The organism is Halogeometricum sp. S3BR5-2, assembly GCF_031624635.1.
In the GTDB taxonomy this organism is placed as follows: Archaea; Halobacteriota; Halobacteria; order Halobacteriales; family Haloferacaceae; genus Halogeometricum; species Halogeometricum luteum.
In genome coordinates, this window is sequence record NZ_JAMQOQ010000002.1 from 861189 (window position 1) to 875209 (window position 14021).

The 14021-nt window shown below is 68.9% G+C and carries 20 protein-coding genes; 7 read left to right on the top strand and 13 right to left on the bottom strand.

Going from position 1 to position 14021, the window contains the following annotated elements:
- Positions 1 to 23: 23 nt before the first annotated feature.
- On the bottom strand, positions 24 to 2297 hold the full coding sequence (tmcA, locus tag NDI79_RS11000; protein ID WP_310928509.1) for a tRNA(Met) cytidine acetyltransferase TmcA: 2274 nt from the start codon (positions 2295 to 2297) through the stop codon (positions 24 to 26).
- Positions 2298 to 2559: 262 nt separating this feature from the next.
- Here tmcA and rpl7ae point away from each other — a divergent pair, with 262 nt between their 5' ends.
- The 5 genes from rpl7ae to NDI79_RS11025 all read left to right on the top strand — a co-directional run bounded on the left by rpl7ae (position 2560) and on the right by NDI79_RS11025 (position 4506).
- On the top strand, positions 2560 to 2922 hold the full coding sequence (gene rpl7ae, locus NDI79_RS11005; RefSeq protein ID WP_310924101.1) for a 50S ribosomal protein L7Ae: 363 nt from the start codon (positions 2560 to 2562) through the stop codon (positions 2920 to 2922).
- Positions 2923 to 2928: 6 nt separating this feature from the next.
- On the top strand, positions 2929 to 3153 hold the full coding sequence (locus NDI79_RS11010) for a 30S ribosomal protein S28e (RefSeq protein WP_021052342.1): 225 nt from the start codon (positions 2929 to 2931) through the stop codon (positions 3151 to 3153).
- A 3-nt stretch (positions 3154 to 3156) separates the two neighbouring features.
- A complete protein-coding gene (locus NDI79_RS11015) occupies positions 3157 to 3363 on the top strand; it encodes a 50S ribosomal protein L24e (protein ID WP_310928510.1) in 207 nt (68 codons plus the stop codon).
- Entirely contained in the window at positions 3360 to 3839 is a 480-nt protein-coding gene (ndk, locus tag NDI79_RS11020) for a nucleoside-diphosphate kinase (RefSeq protein ID WP_310924097.1), read from the top strand. Before NDI79_RS11015 ends, ndk begins: the two co-directional genes overlap by 4 nt.
- A 100-nt stretch (positions 3840 to 3939) precedes the next feature.
- On the top strand, positions 3940 to 4506 hold the full coding sequence (locus NDI79_RS11025) for a hypothetical protein (RefSeq protein WP_310928511.1): 567 nt from the start codon (positions 3940 to 3942) through the stop codon (positions 4504 to 4506).
- Positions 4507 to 4540: 34 nt separating this feature from the next.
- Here NDI79_RS11025 and NDI79_RS11030 read toward each other — a convergent pair whose 3' ends face one another.
- From NDI79_RS11030 to NDI79_RS11075, 10 genes are all read right to left on the bottom strand, one after another.
- On the bottom strand, positions 4541 to 4963 hold the full coding sequence (locus NDI79_RS11030; protein ID WP_310928512.1) for a dCTP deaminase/dUTPase family protein: 423 nt from the start codon (positions 4961 to 4963) through the stop codon (positions 4541 to 4543).
- 71 nt (positions 4964 to 5034) lie between these two features.
- Positions 5035 to 5424: a DUF8147 domain-containing protein gene (locus tag NDI79_RS11035; RefSeq protein ID WP_310928513.1), complete on the bottom strand. Its 390-nt coding sequence runs from the start codon at positions 5422 to 5424 to the stop codon at positions 5035 to 5037.
- Positions 5425 to 5483: 59 nt separating this feature from the next.
- A complete protein-coding gene (locus NDI79_RS11040; protein ID WP_310928514.1) occupies positions 5484 to 6557 on the bottom strand; it encodes a methionine synthase in 1074 nt (357 codons plus the stop codon).
- Positions 6557 to 7564 carry a 5-methyltetrahydropteroyltriglutamate--homocysteine methyltransferase gene (locus NDI79_RS11045; RefSeq protein ID WP_310928515.1) on the bottom strand — a complete coding sequence of 336 codons (1008 nt, stop codon included), beginning with the start codon at positions 7562 to 7564 and terminating at the stop codon, positions 6557 to 6559. The genes NDI79_RS11040 and NDI79_RS11045 overlap by 1 nt, the downstream gene beginning before the upstream one ends.
- A gap of 59 nt (positions 7565 to 7623) precedes the next feature.
- Positions 7624 to 8196, bottom strand: coding sequence for a HemK2/MTQ2 family protein methyltransferase (locus tag NDI79_RS11050; RefSeq protein WP_310928730.1), 573 nt, complete (start codon positions 8194 to 8196; stop codon positions 7624 to 7626).
- Positions 8197 to 8225: 29 nt separating this feature from the next.
- Positions 8226 to 9515, bottom strand: coding sequence for a mechanosensitive ion channel family protein (locus tag NDI79_RS11055; RefSeq protein WP_310928516.1), 1290 nt, complete (start codon positions 9513 to 9515; stop codon positions 8226 to 8228).
- A complete protein-coding gene (locus NDI79_RS11060; RefSeq protein WP_310928517.1) occupies positions 9516 to 10385 on the bottom strand; it encodes a 16S ribosomal RNA methyltransferase A in 870 nt (289 codons plus the stop codon). It lies immediately after the preceding gene.
- 55 nt (positions 10386 to 10440) lie between these two features.
- Positions 10441 to 11073, bottom strand: a complete 633-nt coding sequence (locus tag NDI79_RS11065) for a DUF655 domain-containing protein (RefSeq protein ID WP_310928518.1) — start codon at positions 11071 to 11073, stop codon at positions 10441 to 10443.
- 118 nt (positions 11074 to 11191) lie between these two features.
- Entirely contained in the window at positions 11192 to 11548 is a 357-nt protein-coding gene (locus NDI79_RS11070) for an RNA polymerase Rpb4 family protein (protein ID WP_310928519.1), read from the bottom strand.
- Between the two features lie 10 nt (positions 11549 to 11558).
- Positions 11559 to 11849, bottom strand: coding sequence for a 50S ribosomal protein L21e (locus NDI79_RS11075; RefSeq protein WP_310928520.1), 291 nt, complete (start codon positions 11847 to 11849; stop codon positions 11559 to 11561).
- A gap of 134 nt (positions 11850 to 11983) precedes the next feature.
- Here NDI79_RS11075 and NDI79_RS11080 point away from each other — a divergent pair, with 134 nt between their 5' ends.
- Both NDI79_RS11080 and NDI79_RS11085 read left to right on the top strand, forming a co-directional pair.
- The gene (locus NDI79_RS11080; protein ID WP_310928521.1) at positions 11984 to 13147 is read left to right on the top strand and encodes a cystathionine gamma-synthase; all 1164 of its coding nucleotides are present in this window, start codon (positions 11984 to 11986) and stop codon (positions 13145 to 13147) included.
- Between the two features lie 74 nt (positions 13148 to 13221).
- Positions 13222 to 13509 (top strand): glycine zipper domain-containing protein, encoded by a 288-nt coding sequence (locus NDI79_RS11085; RefSeq protein WP_310928522.1) that lies wholly within the window; start codon positions 13222 to 13224, stop codon positions 13507 to 13509.
- Positions 13510 to 13536: 27 nt separating this feature from the next.
- On the opposite strand, the gene NDI79_RS11090 is transcribed toward NDI79_RS11085, so the two are convergent.
- Positions 13537 to 13803, bottom strand: a complete 267-nt coding sequence (locus NDI79_RS11090) for an elongation factor 1-beta (protein ID WP_310928523.1) — start codon at positions 13801 to 13803, stop codon at positions 13537 to 13539.
- Between the two features lie 2 nt (positions 13804 to 13805).
- Positions 13806 to 13991 carry an HVO_2753 family zinc finger protein gene (locus NDI79_RS11095; RefSeq protein ID WP_008383064.1) on the bottom strand — a complete coding sequence of 62 codons (186 nt, stop codon included), beginning with the start codon at positions 13989 to 13991 and terminating at the stop codon, positions 13806 to 13808.
- Between the last annotated feature and the right edge of the window lie 30 nt (positions 13992 to 14021).

The window sequence follows — 14021 nt, forward strand, 5'->3', positions numbered from 1 at the left end:
GTGTCGCCCGTCGGCTTCGCCGCCTACCCCTCGAACCGCCGCCGCTCCGAAGCGACCGCGTCGGCGTCCGCGCCGTATCGCTCGACGACCGAGGCGTAGGCGTCTCCGAGCGCCTTCATCGCGTTCCGCGGCGAGTGGTGGCCGAGTTCGTCCGCCACTGTCGGCCACGGGTGACCCTGCAATACCTTCCGCACGAGCAGTCGCTCTTCTCGCTCGGTACAGGGCGGGTCGTCGTCGTTCAGGGCGCGGAGGGCGAGTTTCCTGAACGCGTCGGGCGCGGTGGTGTACATCCCCGGTCCGAACGACGCGCCGACGACGACGCGCCACTCGCGGTCCGACAGGTCGACCGGCGGGACGGCGCCGCAGGCCCGCACCGCCGCCCGGACCACGTCCGGGTCGGCGTCGCGCAGGGGGTCCGCGAGAACGCCCGAGAGGCGGCCGAGGAACCACCCGGCGTGCCTGTCGCGCAGGTCCGTTCCGGCGTCGGTGAGTGGGTCGAGCATCAGCGCGGAGTACTCCCCGCTGGTGTCGTTGCGGGTCGTCGAGAGGTGGACCGCCGAGTAACCGTTCTCGCGCCAGAAGGAGAGGAGTTCGGGCGTCGCGCCGTAGCCGACGCCGAGGTAGTCCACGGTCTCTTCGCCCTCCTGCACCTCCGCGCGAATCTCGGCGAGCAGTTTCGAGCCGAGACCCGAAGAGCGGGCGGCGTGGTGCGTGGCGATGCGGACGACGCGGTAGCCGACGGGCACGGCGGCCTCCTCGTCGCGCAGTTGGCTCGTGAACACGTCCGGCAGCATGTTGCCTCGCACTCGCTCGCCCTCGTACATCGACCGGCGGGTGTCGGCGTCGAGGCCCCCCTCGCGTGCGAGGAGGGCGACGCTGACGACGTGGCCCTCGTGGGTCAGCGCCCGCACGGAGAGGTTCGGCGCGTCGAGGAGGCGGGCCAGGTCGTCCGGTTCGGTCCGGTAGTGCGCGAGGACGAGGAGGCCGAACGCCTCGTGCAGGAGATGGTCGTCGTCCGCGAGTTCGTCCTTCGAGCACGCGCGGTACTCGGTCGATTCGGGCGTCGCGTCGGCGACGAGGGGGTCGACGGCGGGCCGGGCGTCCAGCAGGAGGGCGCGGAACGACCACGACTCGACGGGGTCGCCGCGGGCGTAGCGGATGGGGTCGTCCATCCGCACGTCCGTCGCCGACAGGTCGCTCTCGGAAAGGCGGTCCCGGAAGCGCACGGAGAACCCCCGCCCCGCCCCTTCGTAGCCGTGGACGGTGGTGAAGAAGCCGACGGACGGCGCGTCGAGGAAGGACGAGAGGAGACGGACCGGGAGCGCCGCCGCCTCGTCGACGAGGACGACGTCGGGGTCCTCGGGGAGCGTCGCGGCCGTCGGCGGGTCCGCGAAGCGGACGCGGCCGCCGTCGACGGCGCGGACGACGTGCGCCGCCTCGTCGTGCGCGTCGAGCGACCCTATCTCGTCCAAGAGCGCCGCGGACCGGACGAACGCCTCGCGCGCGTTGGCGTAGCCGGGGGCGGTCACCAGCACGTCCCGCCCCGCGGCGGCGAGACTGCCCGCGGCGAGGCCGGCGGCGCTCGACTTTCCTCTCCCTCTGTCAGCCTCGACGACGACCGCTTCGCCGGGGTCGCGGAGGCGTTCGAGCGTCGAGAGCGCGCGCGACTGGTCGGTCGTCAGGCACGCCTCGTAGGCGGCGCGGGGGAACCGGTGGTTCCGCGGCGGGGCGGGCCGGCGGTCGGCGCGCGCGGAGTCGTCGCCGACCCCCGGCCCGCCGTCGTCGTCCGAGCCGTCGCGTTCGACCGTTCCCGATTCGAGGTCGGCTATCGCGACGCCGGGGTGCGTCCGGAGCGTCTCGGCGAGTCGGGCGCGGAAGCGCCCGCCCACGTCGGCGCGGGAGAACGGCGGAACGGCCAGCGACCCCTCGAAGGAGCCGTCGGTCTCGGGCCACTCGTCCAAGGGCGGCGTCAGGAGGACGAACAGGCCGCCGCCGTCGACGACGCCCGCGAGGCGGCCGACGACGTTCGCCGAGAACTCCTCGTGGGCGTCGCAGACGACGACCGTTCTGGTGGTGCCGAGGAGGTTTCCGGCGCGTTTCGGTCGGACGCGCTCGAATCGAAACCCCTCGCGGGCGGTGACGAACGTCACCTCGTCGTCCGGCGCCTCGGCGCCGGCCACCGCGTCGAAGGCGGCGTCGAGGCCGGCGTCGCGGGGGCCGGCGAGGACGAGGAGTCGGCGCTGGTCCGTCCGTCGCGCCGCCGACCGAAGAGTCCGGGCGAGAGCCGCGATGTCCATGCGCTCGTTATCGGAGGCGCCGTAAGGAGTGTTCCGCTCGCGTCCGACGGTCGTTCGACCGCGGTGAATGTGCCGATAACGGCCGTGCGGACGGGTAACACGCCAGGGGAGCATTGAAAGCGTTTTTATGGGGTCCTGAGCTAACTGACTGTACAGCCTGCCCGGGGTTGATGAACGCTCCTCGCCGAGAGGGAACGACCGCGACCAGCAGTGGTCCGCCGGCGAGGATGTCGAGCCCGCGAGCAGGAATTAGGTGAACAACATGGCAGTATACGTAGAATTCGACGTCCCAGCCGACCTCGCAGAGGACGCCCTCGAGGCGCTCGAGGTCGCACGAGACACAGGCACGGTAAAGAAAGGTACGAACGAGACGACCAAGTCCGTCGAGCGCGGCAACGCCGAACTCGTCCTCGTCGCCGAGGACGTCTCGCCGGAAGAGATCGTGATGCACCTCCCCGAACTCGCAGAGGAGAAGGGCATCCCGTACATCTTCATCGAGACGCAGGACGAAGTCGGCCACGCGGCCGGTCTCGAAGTCGGCTCCGCCGCCGCCGCCATCGTCGACGCGGGCGAGGCACAGGAGCAGGTCGAAGACATCGCCGCGAAGGTCGAGGAACTTCAGTAATCGACCATGAGCGCAGAAGAGACCGCCAGCGACTCGACTTCGGCTGAAGTCATCGAGATCGTTGGCAAGACCGGGATGCACGGCGAGGCCATGCAGGTCAAGTGCCGCATCCGAGAGGGGTCGAACCAGGGCCGCATCATCACGCGGAACGTGCTGGGCCCCGTCCGCGAGGGCGACGTCCTCCAGTTGCGCGAGACCCAGCGCGACGCGGACTCCATCGGAGGTCAGTAACCAATGGTAGAGACGCGAACCTGCGATTACACGGGTGAAGAGATCGAGCCCGGAACGGGCACGATGTACGTTCGGAACGACGGCACCATCCTCCACTTCAAGGACTCGAAGGCCGAGAAGAACTACTTCCTCGGCCGCGAGGCGCGCGACCTGGAGTGGACCGCCGAAGGACAGGCCGCCAGCGGTCCCGCCGGAGGCGACGAGCAGTGAGCCACCACGACGAGCGCACGTTCGTGATGGTCAAGCCCGACGGCGTCCAGCGCGGACTCGTGGGCGACATCGTCTCCCGCTTCGAGGAGCGCGGCCTCAAACTGGTCGCCGGCAAGTTCATGCAGATAGACCGGGACCTCGCCGAGGAGCACTACGGCGAACACGAGGACAAGCCGTTCTTCGACGACCTCGTCGGCTTCATCACGTCCGGCCCCGTCTTCGCGATGGTCTGGCAGGGCGCCGACGCGACCCGACAGGTCCGTTCGATGGTCGGCGAGACCGACCCCGCCGAGTCCGCGCCGGGTACCATCCGCGGCGACTACGGACTCGACCTCGGCCGCAACGTCATCCACGCCTCGGACCACGAGGACGAGGGCTCGAACGAACGCGAAATCGACCTCTTCTTCGACGACGACGAACTCGTCGACTACGACCGCGTCGACGAGACGTGGCTGTACGAAGAAGAGGACCACTGAGTTCCGACGCAGTTTTCGTTTTTCGTCACTCCCGTCAGCGACGCCGACGGTCCGCCCCACCGCGAGCAACCGCTATATCGTCCGTGAGCCAACGTCTCGCATGGAACTCGACCTCCTGCTGTGGCTCCTCGGCGCGTTCTTCCTCGCGGCCGCCGTCTTCGGCGTCGGCCTCCTCGCCGTGACGGCGTGGACCGCGACGCGCGTCGCAGAGCGCCTGTTCGCGGCCGTCGCTCCCGTCCGCACCGGACCCCCGGCGTCGATACGCGAGGTGGAGGCGCGCCTCGGCGCCCTCGTCGCCGCCCCGCACGTCGATTCGGGCGTCGTCCGCGCCGTCGTTCCCGAGTCGCGTCGCGGACGCGCGTCTGGCCGACTGCACCGCCTCCGACGGACGCCGGGCGTCCGCTTCGACGTGGTGCTCCCGTTGGAGGGCCGCGACGCGACGCTGCCCGTCTGGACGCCGGTGCCGACGCGTCTGACCGGGCGGACGGAGTTCGAACGCGTCGCGGCCGCCTGCGGCGTCGCCCCCGAGCGAATCTCCGACGCCGTCGGCGAGGAGGTGTCCGTGCGGCGCGTCGGCGACGACTGGGTGCTCGGGGCGGCCGGAGCGGCGGACACGGCGGGCGTCGAAACCCGGCGCGCGCGGAGCGTCGAGACGGACCGGATCTGAGCCCGGTATCTGCTCCGCCCGCGTCTCGACGGACTCAGGGCGGTTCGAGCAGCGTCGACACGCGCGCGTTCTCCTTTAGTCGGAGGCCGCCGCTCGGGACCGACAGCGGGACCGTCCCGAGCGAGTCGGTGAACAGCGTCGGGTGCGAGCCGCCGCGTTCGCGCAGTTCCGTCCGCGGTTGGAGGACGAGGGGGTCACCGTCCGTCAGCGTCTCGTTGTACGAGAGCAGGTACGTTCCTTCTGTCAGATTCCACCAGCCGTAGTCGTCCTCGGCGTTCCGCTTCCCCGTCTCCACCGGCGAGGACTCGGCGGCGGTCAGTTCGCCGCCGCCGAAGTCGATGCGACCGGGTTCCTCCACGACCGAAATCTCCGCGGCGGTGAGGTCGACGCCGCGCACCGTGACCTGCGTGTCCGCGTGGACGATACCCTCGAGTCGGTCGGCGACCGAATCGGTCATGGTGAGTGGTGGAGCGCAATCGCGGAAAAAGGTCCGGGCGGGGAGGGCACCCGAGCGGCGTCCGTCGACCCCTACCGCGGCGGTCCCCGAGCGACGGCGCGGTCCGACCGCCGGAACCAGAGGACGGCGCCGACGGCGGCGGCGACGCCGACGGCCACAGCGACCGGGAGCGCCCGCGAGTTGCGGAACCCGGCGAGGGCGACGAGCGAGAGGAGCGTTCCGAGGAAGAACACGCCGAACCCCGCGAATCCGACGCCGCGGCGCCGCACTCCGGCGTCCTCGTCCCCGAGCCACCGATAACAGAGCAGTCCGAGTACGCCGCCGGCGACGAGTCCCGCGGGCAGGCCGAGCAGCAGGGAGAACTCGATAGCGTCGGCCAGCAGTTCCGTCACGGCCGCCGTCACGACGACGAATCCGGCGACGGCGACGACTGCTCCGAGGAGGCCGTCTCCGAGGCGCATGTCCGGGTCGACGCCGGTGCGGGACTAAGCGATTGGGGCCGGAGGGGAGACCGGAACGCTCAGTCGGCCTTCGGCGTCGGCGCGGTGACGTCTATCTCGCCGGCGTCGAGTTCGGCCTCGACTTCGCGGGCGGCCTCTACCATGTTCTCCATCTTCCGGCGCGCCACCTCGCGCGGGAGGAGTTTCACGCCGCAGTCCGGCGAGACGGTGAGTCTCTCCGGCGGGACGACTTTGAGTCCTTCGAGGATGTTCTCCTTTATCTCCTCGACCGATTCGACCTCGGCGGTGTGGACGTCGACGACGCCGAGAGCGAGGTCCGGTTCGAACTCGGGGTCGGTGAACACGTCTATCTGCTCGTAGCCGCCGTTGCAGAGTTCCACGTCGAACTCGTCGATGGGGAACTCGTTTATCTCGGGGTAGATGCGCGAGTAGTCGCCGTAGCAGACGTGCAGACCGATACGGACGTCCTCGGGGATGCCGTCGACGATGCGTTCGAGACACTCGCCGACGATCGCGTGGTCGTCCGGCGTCGTGGCGAGGGCGGGTTCGTCTATCTGGACGTACTTCGCGCCCGCCTCGACCAACTTCTCGACTTCCTGATTCACGAGGTCCGCGAGGTCGTAGGCGAGGTCGGCCTCCGTGTCGTAGGCCTCGTTGAACGACCAGCGCGCGAGCGTGTACGGACCCGTGATGGGAACTTTGACGGGCTTCTCGGCGACGTTCGAGGTGAACTCGAACTCGTCCACTAACCAGGGTTCGTCGTACTCGACTTCGCTGGCGACGGAGGGCTTGTCGAAGTAGTTGTGCCCCCATACCTTCACCGGGCCGTTGAACTCGTAGCCGGGGATGCGGTGGGCGAAGTACTCCACCATCTCCTCGCGGCGCATCTCGCCGTCGACGACGGTATCGAGGCCGGCGTTCTCGTGTTCGTGCGTGATGACGCGCGCGGCGTCGTCGTACGCCTCCTCCAAGTCGTCGTCGTCGAACTTCGACTCCTCGTCGGCCGCGAGTTCCTTCGAGCGGTTGAGCCACTTCGGTTTGGGGTAGCTTCCGACGACGGTGGTGAGCAGGAAGTGGTCGGTCTCCAGTCCGTTCGGGCGGAACTGCTCGCGGTTCTCGGCGTTCCGGGACATTACGCCTCCACCTCCGATTCGAGGTCGGCGGCCGCCGCCAACGCGGCGAGTTTCTCCTTGTGCTTGTTCACGGGCAGGTAGAACGGTTCGGTGTTGGTCGTCACGTAGGCGGTGTCGAACTCCGAGGCCTGAATCTGGCCGTTCACCCAGTCGACGCGTTCGCGGACGGTCTCGGGGTCTTCGACGAGGGTGTTCTGACCGTCGGCGAGGCCGAGGGCAACGTCGTCTTTCGCACCGTACTCGTTGAGGTTGTACAGCGTCTCTTCCCTTCCCCCGGCGACGAAGTCGAGGCCGATAGCCTCGACGTCGGCGTCCATCAGGTGCGCGTACGTCTTCTCGTCGATGGCGCCCCAGTAGGTGTGGACGACCACGTCGGCGTCAGTCGCGCCGGCGACGGCGTCGATGGCCTCGGGGACGAGTTCCGCGAGGTCCTCGTCGGGCGCGTCCGTCACGAGGGAGGGGTCGAGGAGGAACAGCGTCTCGTGTTCCGGGAACGCCTCCACCTCGCCGGCGAGGAAGTCGCCGACGGCCGAGAGGAACTCGGCGTCGTCGCCGTAGTGCTCGTCGCTGGCGAGTTCGGCCAGCGAGTACGGGCCGGGGAGGACGGCCTGAAGCGGCGTCTCGCCCGCGAGGTCCGCGGCCGCCTCCAGTTCCGCGGCCACGTCGCCGGAGAAGTCGAGTTCGCCGACGACGCGCGGGTCGCGGTAGAAGTTGTTGTTGTCGTAGTAGCGGACGATGCCACCCGTTTCGACGTTGTCGTGGACGGTCAGGGGGTGTGCGAGCATGTCGTCCCAGCGGAGTTGGCCCTCGACCACCCGGTCGAGGCCCGCGTCGAGTTGGTCCGAGACGACTTCCTCGCGCGCCTCCTCGTAGACGCCGACGATGGCGTCCGACTCGTCGCCGGAGATGAGGTCGTCCTTCTGGTGCCCTTTGAGGTCTGAGAGGTCCGACTTCGCCCAGTCCGGGAGGGGAAAGAGCCCGGGCGAGGTCGCTACCAGTTCGGTCATCAGCCACGGCTACGAAATGCCGACGCTTAATATTTGCTGATGCGTTCTATTACCTATAGTTATTTCAGTTCGAGCACCGACAGCACCTCGAACGGGTAGGACTCCTGCACCACCGTCTCGTGGGCGAACCCCCGCGCCTCGACGCGCGCGACGACTTCGTCGTACCCGGTGAGCGAACTGACGAGGAGGAGGACGCGCCCGCCGTCGGCGAGCACGCGCCCCACGCTGTCGACGAACGGGTCGAGGAACTTTCGACCGGTCTCGCCGCCCGAGAGCGCCTGCTCCATCCAGTCGTCCCACTCGTTGTCGGGGTCCGTGGGCAAGTAGGGCGGGTTGAACGCCACCGTGTCGAACGCGTCGTCGGCGAAGGGGTCCACGAGGTTCGCGCGCACCGCCTCGATAGCGAGGTGGCCCTCGTCCGCCGAGCGTTCGCCGCGTTCGCGGGCGCTCTCGCAGGCGTGCGGGTTGACGTCGCTGGCGACCACTTCCGTCACGTCCGCCTCTCGGGCGGCCCGTTCGGCGACCCACCCCGACCCGGTGCCGACTTCGAGGAACCGGCCGCTCGCGCGGTCGACGACGGCCTCCGCGAGGAGCGCGGAGTCCTCGGCGGGTTGGTAGACGTTCGTCTCCATCCCGCGGCGCTCGGCCAAGTCGCGCCCCGTCACGAGTCCTCACCGTCCGGGGAGTCGCCGCCGTCGCCCTCGGGCGTCTCCGCCCCTTCGTTCTCTTCGCTCTCCGCGCTCTCTGCACTCTCGTCCTCGCCGTCCCCGCCGTCGGTCGTCGCCGTCGGCGAGTCCGGCGCCGGACTCCGGTCCCGCGGGGCGGCCGCTCGCTCGCCGCCCGAGACGACGAACCCGTTCTCCTCCTCTCGACCCATGAGTTCGCGTTGCGGGTAGGGTATCTTGATACCCTCCGATTCGAACGCCTCCTTTATCGCGGAGATGACCGCCGTCTGCGTCCGCCACTTGCGGCGCGCGCTGGGGCGGTCGATCCAGACGCGGACGCCGAGCACGACGGCCGAGTCGGCGAAGCGCTTCAGCACCACCTGCGGCGTGGGGACGCTCAGCGGTTCGTCCAACCGCTCGACGGCTTCCAGCGCCACGTCGGCCGCGCGCTTCGGGTCCGCGTCGTAGTCGGCGCCCACGTCGACCTCGATGCGGAGGCGCCCCTTCCGACTGCGGTTGACGAGGCTCTCCGAGGAGACGACGTCGTTCGGCACCATCACGTACTCGCCGTCGAACGTCTGGATGCGCGTGTTGACGATGGTGATGTCGGTGACGATGCCCTCGTGGTCGCCCACTTCGACCCAGTCGCCTATCTCGAACGGCCGGGAGAACATCAGGACGAACCCCGCGAGGAGCGCCCCGAGCGTCTGTCTGGCGGCCATCCCGACGACGATGCCGAGGAACCCGGCGCCGACGAGGATGCCCCCGAGGTCGACGTTCCAGAGGGCGAGCACCATGGCGACGCCGACGACGTAGAGGAACACCTGCGCGATGCGGTAGGCTATCTCGCGTTGGTGCTGGCTCACCGCGGGCCGGGCCTCCGTCACCTCGTCGACGAGTCGGCGGACGAGGCTCGTCATCGTGTACGCGCCGACGAGGATGAGAATCGAGAGCCCGAGGTTGACGAACGACCGGTAGCCGAAGTCGTACCCCTCGAACACCTCGGCGACCTGCGTCGCCTGCCCCCAGACGCCGACGATGACGGCGGCGCCCCCGACGGTCACGGACATCGTCGTCAGCGTCACGAGCAGGCTCCACAGCGCCGCCGGGACGTGTCCGGGGTCGGAGTCGTGAACTCGGTCGCCGCGCGCCAAGAGCGCCGTCACGATGAGGAGGATGACGCCGGTGACCGCCACGCGACCGGCGAACGACGGCACGAGCGAGGCGAGTTCGTCCAGCGGGGAGACGCCGCTCTGTAGCGGGACGAGGAGGGACGCGGCGCTCATCTATCGACCGTGTTCGTCGGCGAGTGCCGCCAGCGCGGCGAACTCGCTCGGGGCCATCTTCCCCGCGCGCTTCCGGAGCGTCTCCTCGTCGGCCGCCTCGACGACGGCCTCCGGGTCCGACAGCCCGGAGATGTGCGCCGTGTTGCGGATGCCGTTTCGGATGGTCTTTCGCCGCTGGGTGAACAGCGCCTTCACGAAGTCGAGGAAGAACGCCTCGTCGTCCACCTCGTAGTCGGGGTCGCGCGGCGTCACGCGGACGACGACGCTGTCGACGGCCGGCGCGGGCGAGAACGCCCCCTTGGGGACGGTCTCGACCACCTCCACGTCGCCGTAGTGCTGGGCGCTCACCGACAGGCGGCCGTACTCGCTCGTCCCCGCCTCGGCGGCCATCCGCTCGCCGAACTCCTTCTGGAACATCAGGACGAGGGGGACGCCGCGCGGGAGCAGTCGGAAGGCTATCGCGGAGGAGATTCCGTAGGGGAGATTCGAGACGCAGGCGGTGAACTCGGGGAGGTCGAGTTCGACGGCGTCGCCTTCGAGGACGGTCAGTCGACCCGATTCGACCTCGTCGACGAACTCCTCGCGGAGGAAGGCGGCCAGGCGCGCGTCGCGTTCGACCACCGTGACGCGCCCCGCGACGCGGAGCAGGCGGTCGGTCAGCGCACCCGTCCCGCCGCCGACTTCGAGCACGTGCGAGGTGTCGGCGCCCTCCGGCAGGTAGTCGGGGATGCGGTCCAGAACGCGGTCGTCGACGAGAAAGTGCTGGTCCTGGTCGGGGTCGCCGCGCAGGCCAGCGCGTTCGATCAGTCGGTCCGGGTCGCGCGGCGGGCGCGCCGCGGCCTCCGGCGTGTCCGGCTGCGGCTCGGTCATCGGCCGAGGTTTCGTCCGCGCGGGTGTAAACGTCTCGGGTCCGAGTTCCCTCGGCTCAGTCGTCGCGGCCGACGAACGTCTTGTACTTCAGGTCGTCGTCGCGCAGTTCCTCCATGACGCGTTCGACCAACACGTCGCGGGCGTGGTGGAGCCCGGAGACGCGGTCTTCGACGTCCTCGAAGCTCTCGAACGGGCCGCGCTTGCGCTCGTCGAGGATGTTGTTCCGCAGTTTCTTGCCGATGCCCGGCAGGAGGTTCAACTGGTGGAGGCGGAGCGTGATGGGCTGGGCGTCGTTGTAGAAGTCGACGAACCGACGCTCGTTCTCGGTGACGATGTCCTCGACGACGTACTCCAACTCCGAGTGGGCCGTGTTCGAGAGGTCGTCGTACTCCACCTCGCGGAGTTCCTCGACCGCCGTGCGCCTCTCTGCGGGGAACAACACCACTCTGTCCCCGATGGACGTGTCGGAGTCGTCTCCCAGCCGAAGCTCGAAGAGGCGGAAGTTCCGCTCGCCCAAGGCGTACGCCAACGGCGACTTCTTGTACCGCGGGCGGTCGTCGTCCGGCCGCCCGTGGGGGAGGTGGTCGAGGACGATGGCGTACTGTACCTCCTCCTCGGCGTCGGCGCCGCTCTCGGTCTCGTCGACCGGCGAATCGGGGTCGGCGTCTCCGCTCTCAGCGCTCGTCATGTCATCCGATACGCCGAGGGCGTATTTAAACAGTTGGCCGTTTCGGCGGGCGGGCGGCGTCGCTCGCGGTTCGTCTTCGGGAGCCGTCGGCGGAAAAGGACCCGACCGGTCTCGGAACTCAGACGTACTTCGCGACGACGTTCAGCACGTCGTCGAGTTCGTCGCCGCTCAGGGCGTACCGCTCTTGGGCGTAGACGGCGCGGAGTTCGTCCCGGCTCTGGGGCAGGAGGTCCGCGATTTTGAACGCGGTCGTCTCGTCCACCTTCTCCAGTTCGAGGAGTTCCTCGACGAGTTCGCGCGACTCCCCGGCGTCGAGGACGGCGAAGCGGTTGACGTGTTCGATGGCGCGGGCGAGTTCGTAGCGCAGTTCGCGCTCCTCGTCCGCGGCGCGTTCGGCCTCGACGTCTTCGAGCAGGTCTTTGACCTCGCTCGTGGTGAGGTACTCCTCGTGTACCTTCTCTTTGAAGATGGTCATCGCGGGGGAGTTACTGCTGGGCGCGCAGGTGGGCGGGGCGGACGACGAGTATCTTGTCCTTGCCGCCGTCGTTGATTTCGACTTTGAACGCGCGGCCCTGCTTGCCGACCACTTCGCCCGTGTGGCCGTTGAAGCGCGGGTGGAAGCGGCCCTTGCGCACGCTGGGGTCTATCTTCAGGTGGACTTTCTGACCCTCGTCGTACTCCTGAATCGCGCGCTGCGGCGGGGAGGTCCCCCGCTCGCGGGGGTTGTTCGAGAGCTTTCCTCGCGTCCCGTGAAGCGGACCGTTTGAGCTCGGCATAGTCGTGAGGCAGTCTACTGGTGACGGAGGTATAAAACGCACGTTCCTGTTCCGCGGCCGTGCGAGGGGCTCGGGGAGCGACGAAAACGGGCGGAAGGGGAAGAGTCACGCCGGTCGCGCGAGAGGGGCCCGACATGGACGACAGCGACGACCAGCGCATCGAGACGCGCGCGATTCACGCCGGACAGGACCCCGACGCGGAGACGGGCGCGCTGATGACGCCCATCCACGCCAACTCGACGTACCAACAGGACGGCCCGGGCGAGCACCGCGGCTACGAGTACTCGCGGACGGGCAACCCCACTCGGACGGACCTCGAATCGAACCTCGCCTCGCTGGAGGGCGGCGCGCACGGCCGCGCGTTCTCCTCGGGAATGGGCTCCATCAACACGGTGCTCAACCTCCTCGAAGCGGGCGACCACGTCGTCACCGGCGACGACGTATATGGAGGAACGCACCGCATCTTCACGCAGGTGTACGAGCAGTACGACCTCTCGTTCGACTTCGTCGACACCACCGACCACGACGCCGTCGCCGACGCGATGCGCGAGGAGACGGCCCTGCTGTGGGTCGAGACGCCGACGAACCCGTTGATGCGCGTCAACGACATCGGCGCGCTGGCGGACCTCGCCGACGAGTACGACGCGCTCTGCGCCGTCGACAACACGTTCGCCACGCCGTACCTCCAGCGACCGCTCGAACACGGCGCCGACATCGTCTCGCACTCGCTGACGAAGTACCTCGGCGGCCACTCGGACGTGGTCGGCGGCGCCCTCGTCACCGACAGCGAGGAACTCGACGAGCAGATCGGGTTCTACCAGAACGCCGTCGGCGCGACGCCGTCGCCGTTCGACTGCTTTCTCGTCCTCCGCGGGACGAAGACGCTCCCGGTCCGCATGGACCGTCACTGCGACAACGCCCGCGAACTCGCCTCGTGGCTGGAGGGCCACGAGCGCGTCGACCGGGTGTACTACCCCGGTCTGGAGTCGCACCCGCAGCACGAACTCGCGGCCGAGCAGATGGACGACTTCGGCGGGATGCTCTCCTTCGAGGTGGACGGCTCGCTGAGTCAGGCTTCCGACGTCGTCTCGGAGACGGAGGTGTTCACGCTCGCGGAGAGTCTCGGCGGCGTCGAGAGCCTCATCGAACAGCCGGCGGCGATGACGCACGCCGCCATCCCGCGGGAGGAACGGGTCGCGGCCGGCCTCGCCGACGGCCTCGTCCGCGTCTCCGTCGGCGTCGAACACGTCGACGACCTGAAAGCGGACCTCGACAGGGCGTTCGACGCCGCGTTCTAACGGCTCCGCGGCGGAGTTCCCAACCGTCGGGAACGAGGTAAAAGGATACGCTCTCGGCGGGCGTCTCTTCGTACATGGTTCAAGAAGTCACCGCGGGGGACAGCAGGCGTACCGTCGACGAGCAGGTGATGCAGTACGACGTCGACTCCGTCGAACCGCCGCGGCCGGGCGGGGTGCCGAGCCACCTCGGCGAGCGGTTCGGTCTGGGCCTGTCCGCGACCATCCTCCTCGGCGCCGTCGTCGGCGTCGCCCTCACGTGGGCGCTGGGCGGGGGCACGCTCCTGCCGCTGTTCGTCGCGCTCGGCGCCGGGTTTATCCTCTCGCCGCTGGCCGGCCTGCTGGCGGTGGAGCTGAGCGACTGAAAAGGAAACTCGAGTCGGCGCCGCGGTTCAGATGCGGCCGACGTTCTCGACGGAGACGCTCTCGACGCCCTCGACGCCCGTGAACGCCTCTTCGACGGCCTCCGTGCCGCCGGCGTCGTCGGGGACGATGACCGTCGGGAGGAGCGCGACGAGGCCGAACGCCACGTCGTCGCGCTCGAAGCCGTTTATCTTCGCGCCCTCGGGAAGCGAGTCCTCCAGGCGCTCCTGAAGCTCGTCGAGGTCCATCTCGGGGCTGTCCGGCATGACCTTCATCTTGGCTGCGACCTTCCCCATCGTTACGGCCCCATGAAGCCGCAGTCGGGACACTCGTAGAGGTTGCTCTGCTTTCGGCACTTCGCGCAGCGCGAAATCTCGGTGCCGCACTCCGGACAGCTGAACGTCGCGGCGCTCATGCCGGAGATGTTGATGCCGCAGGACACGCACTGTCTGGCGTGTCGCTGCTCGGAGTCGGATTGGCTCATACGAATACCAACCCGGCGGCGACTTTTAAC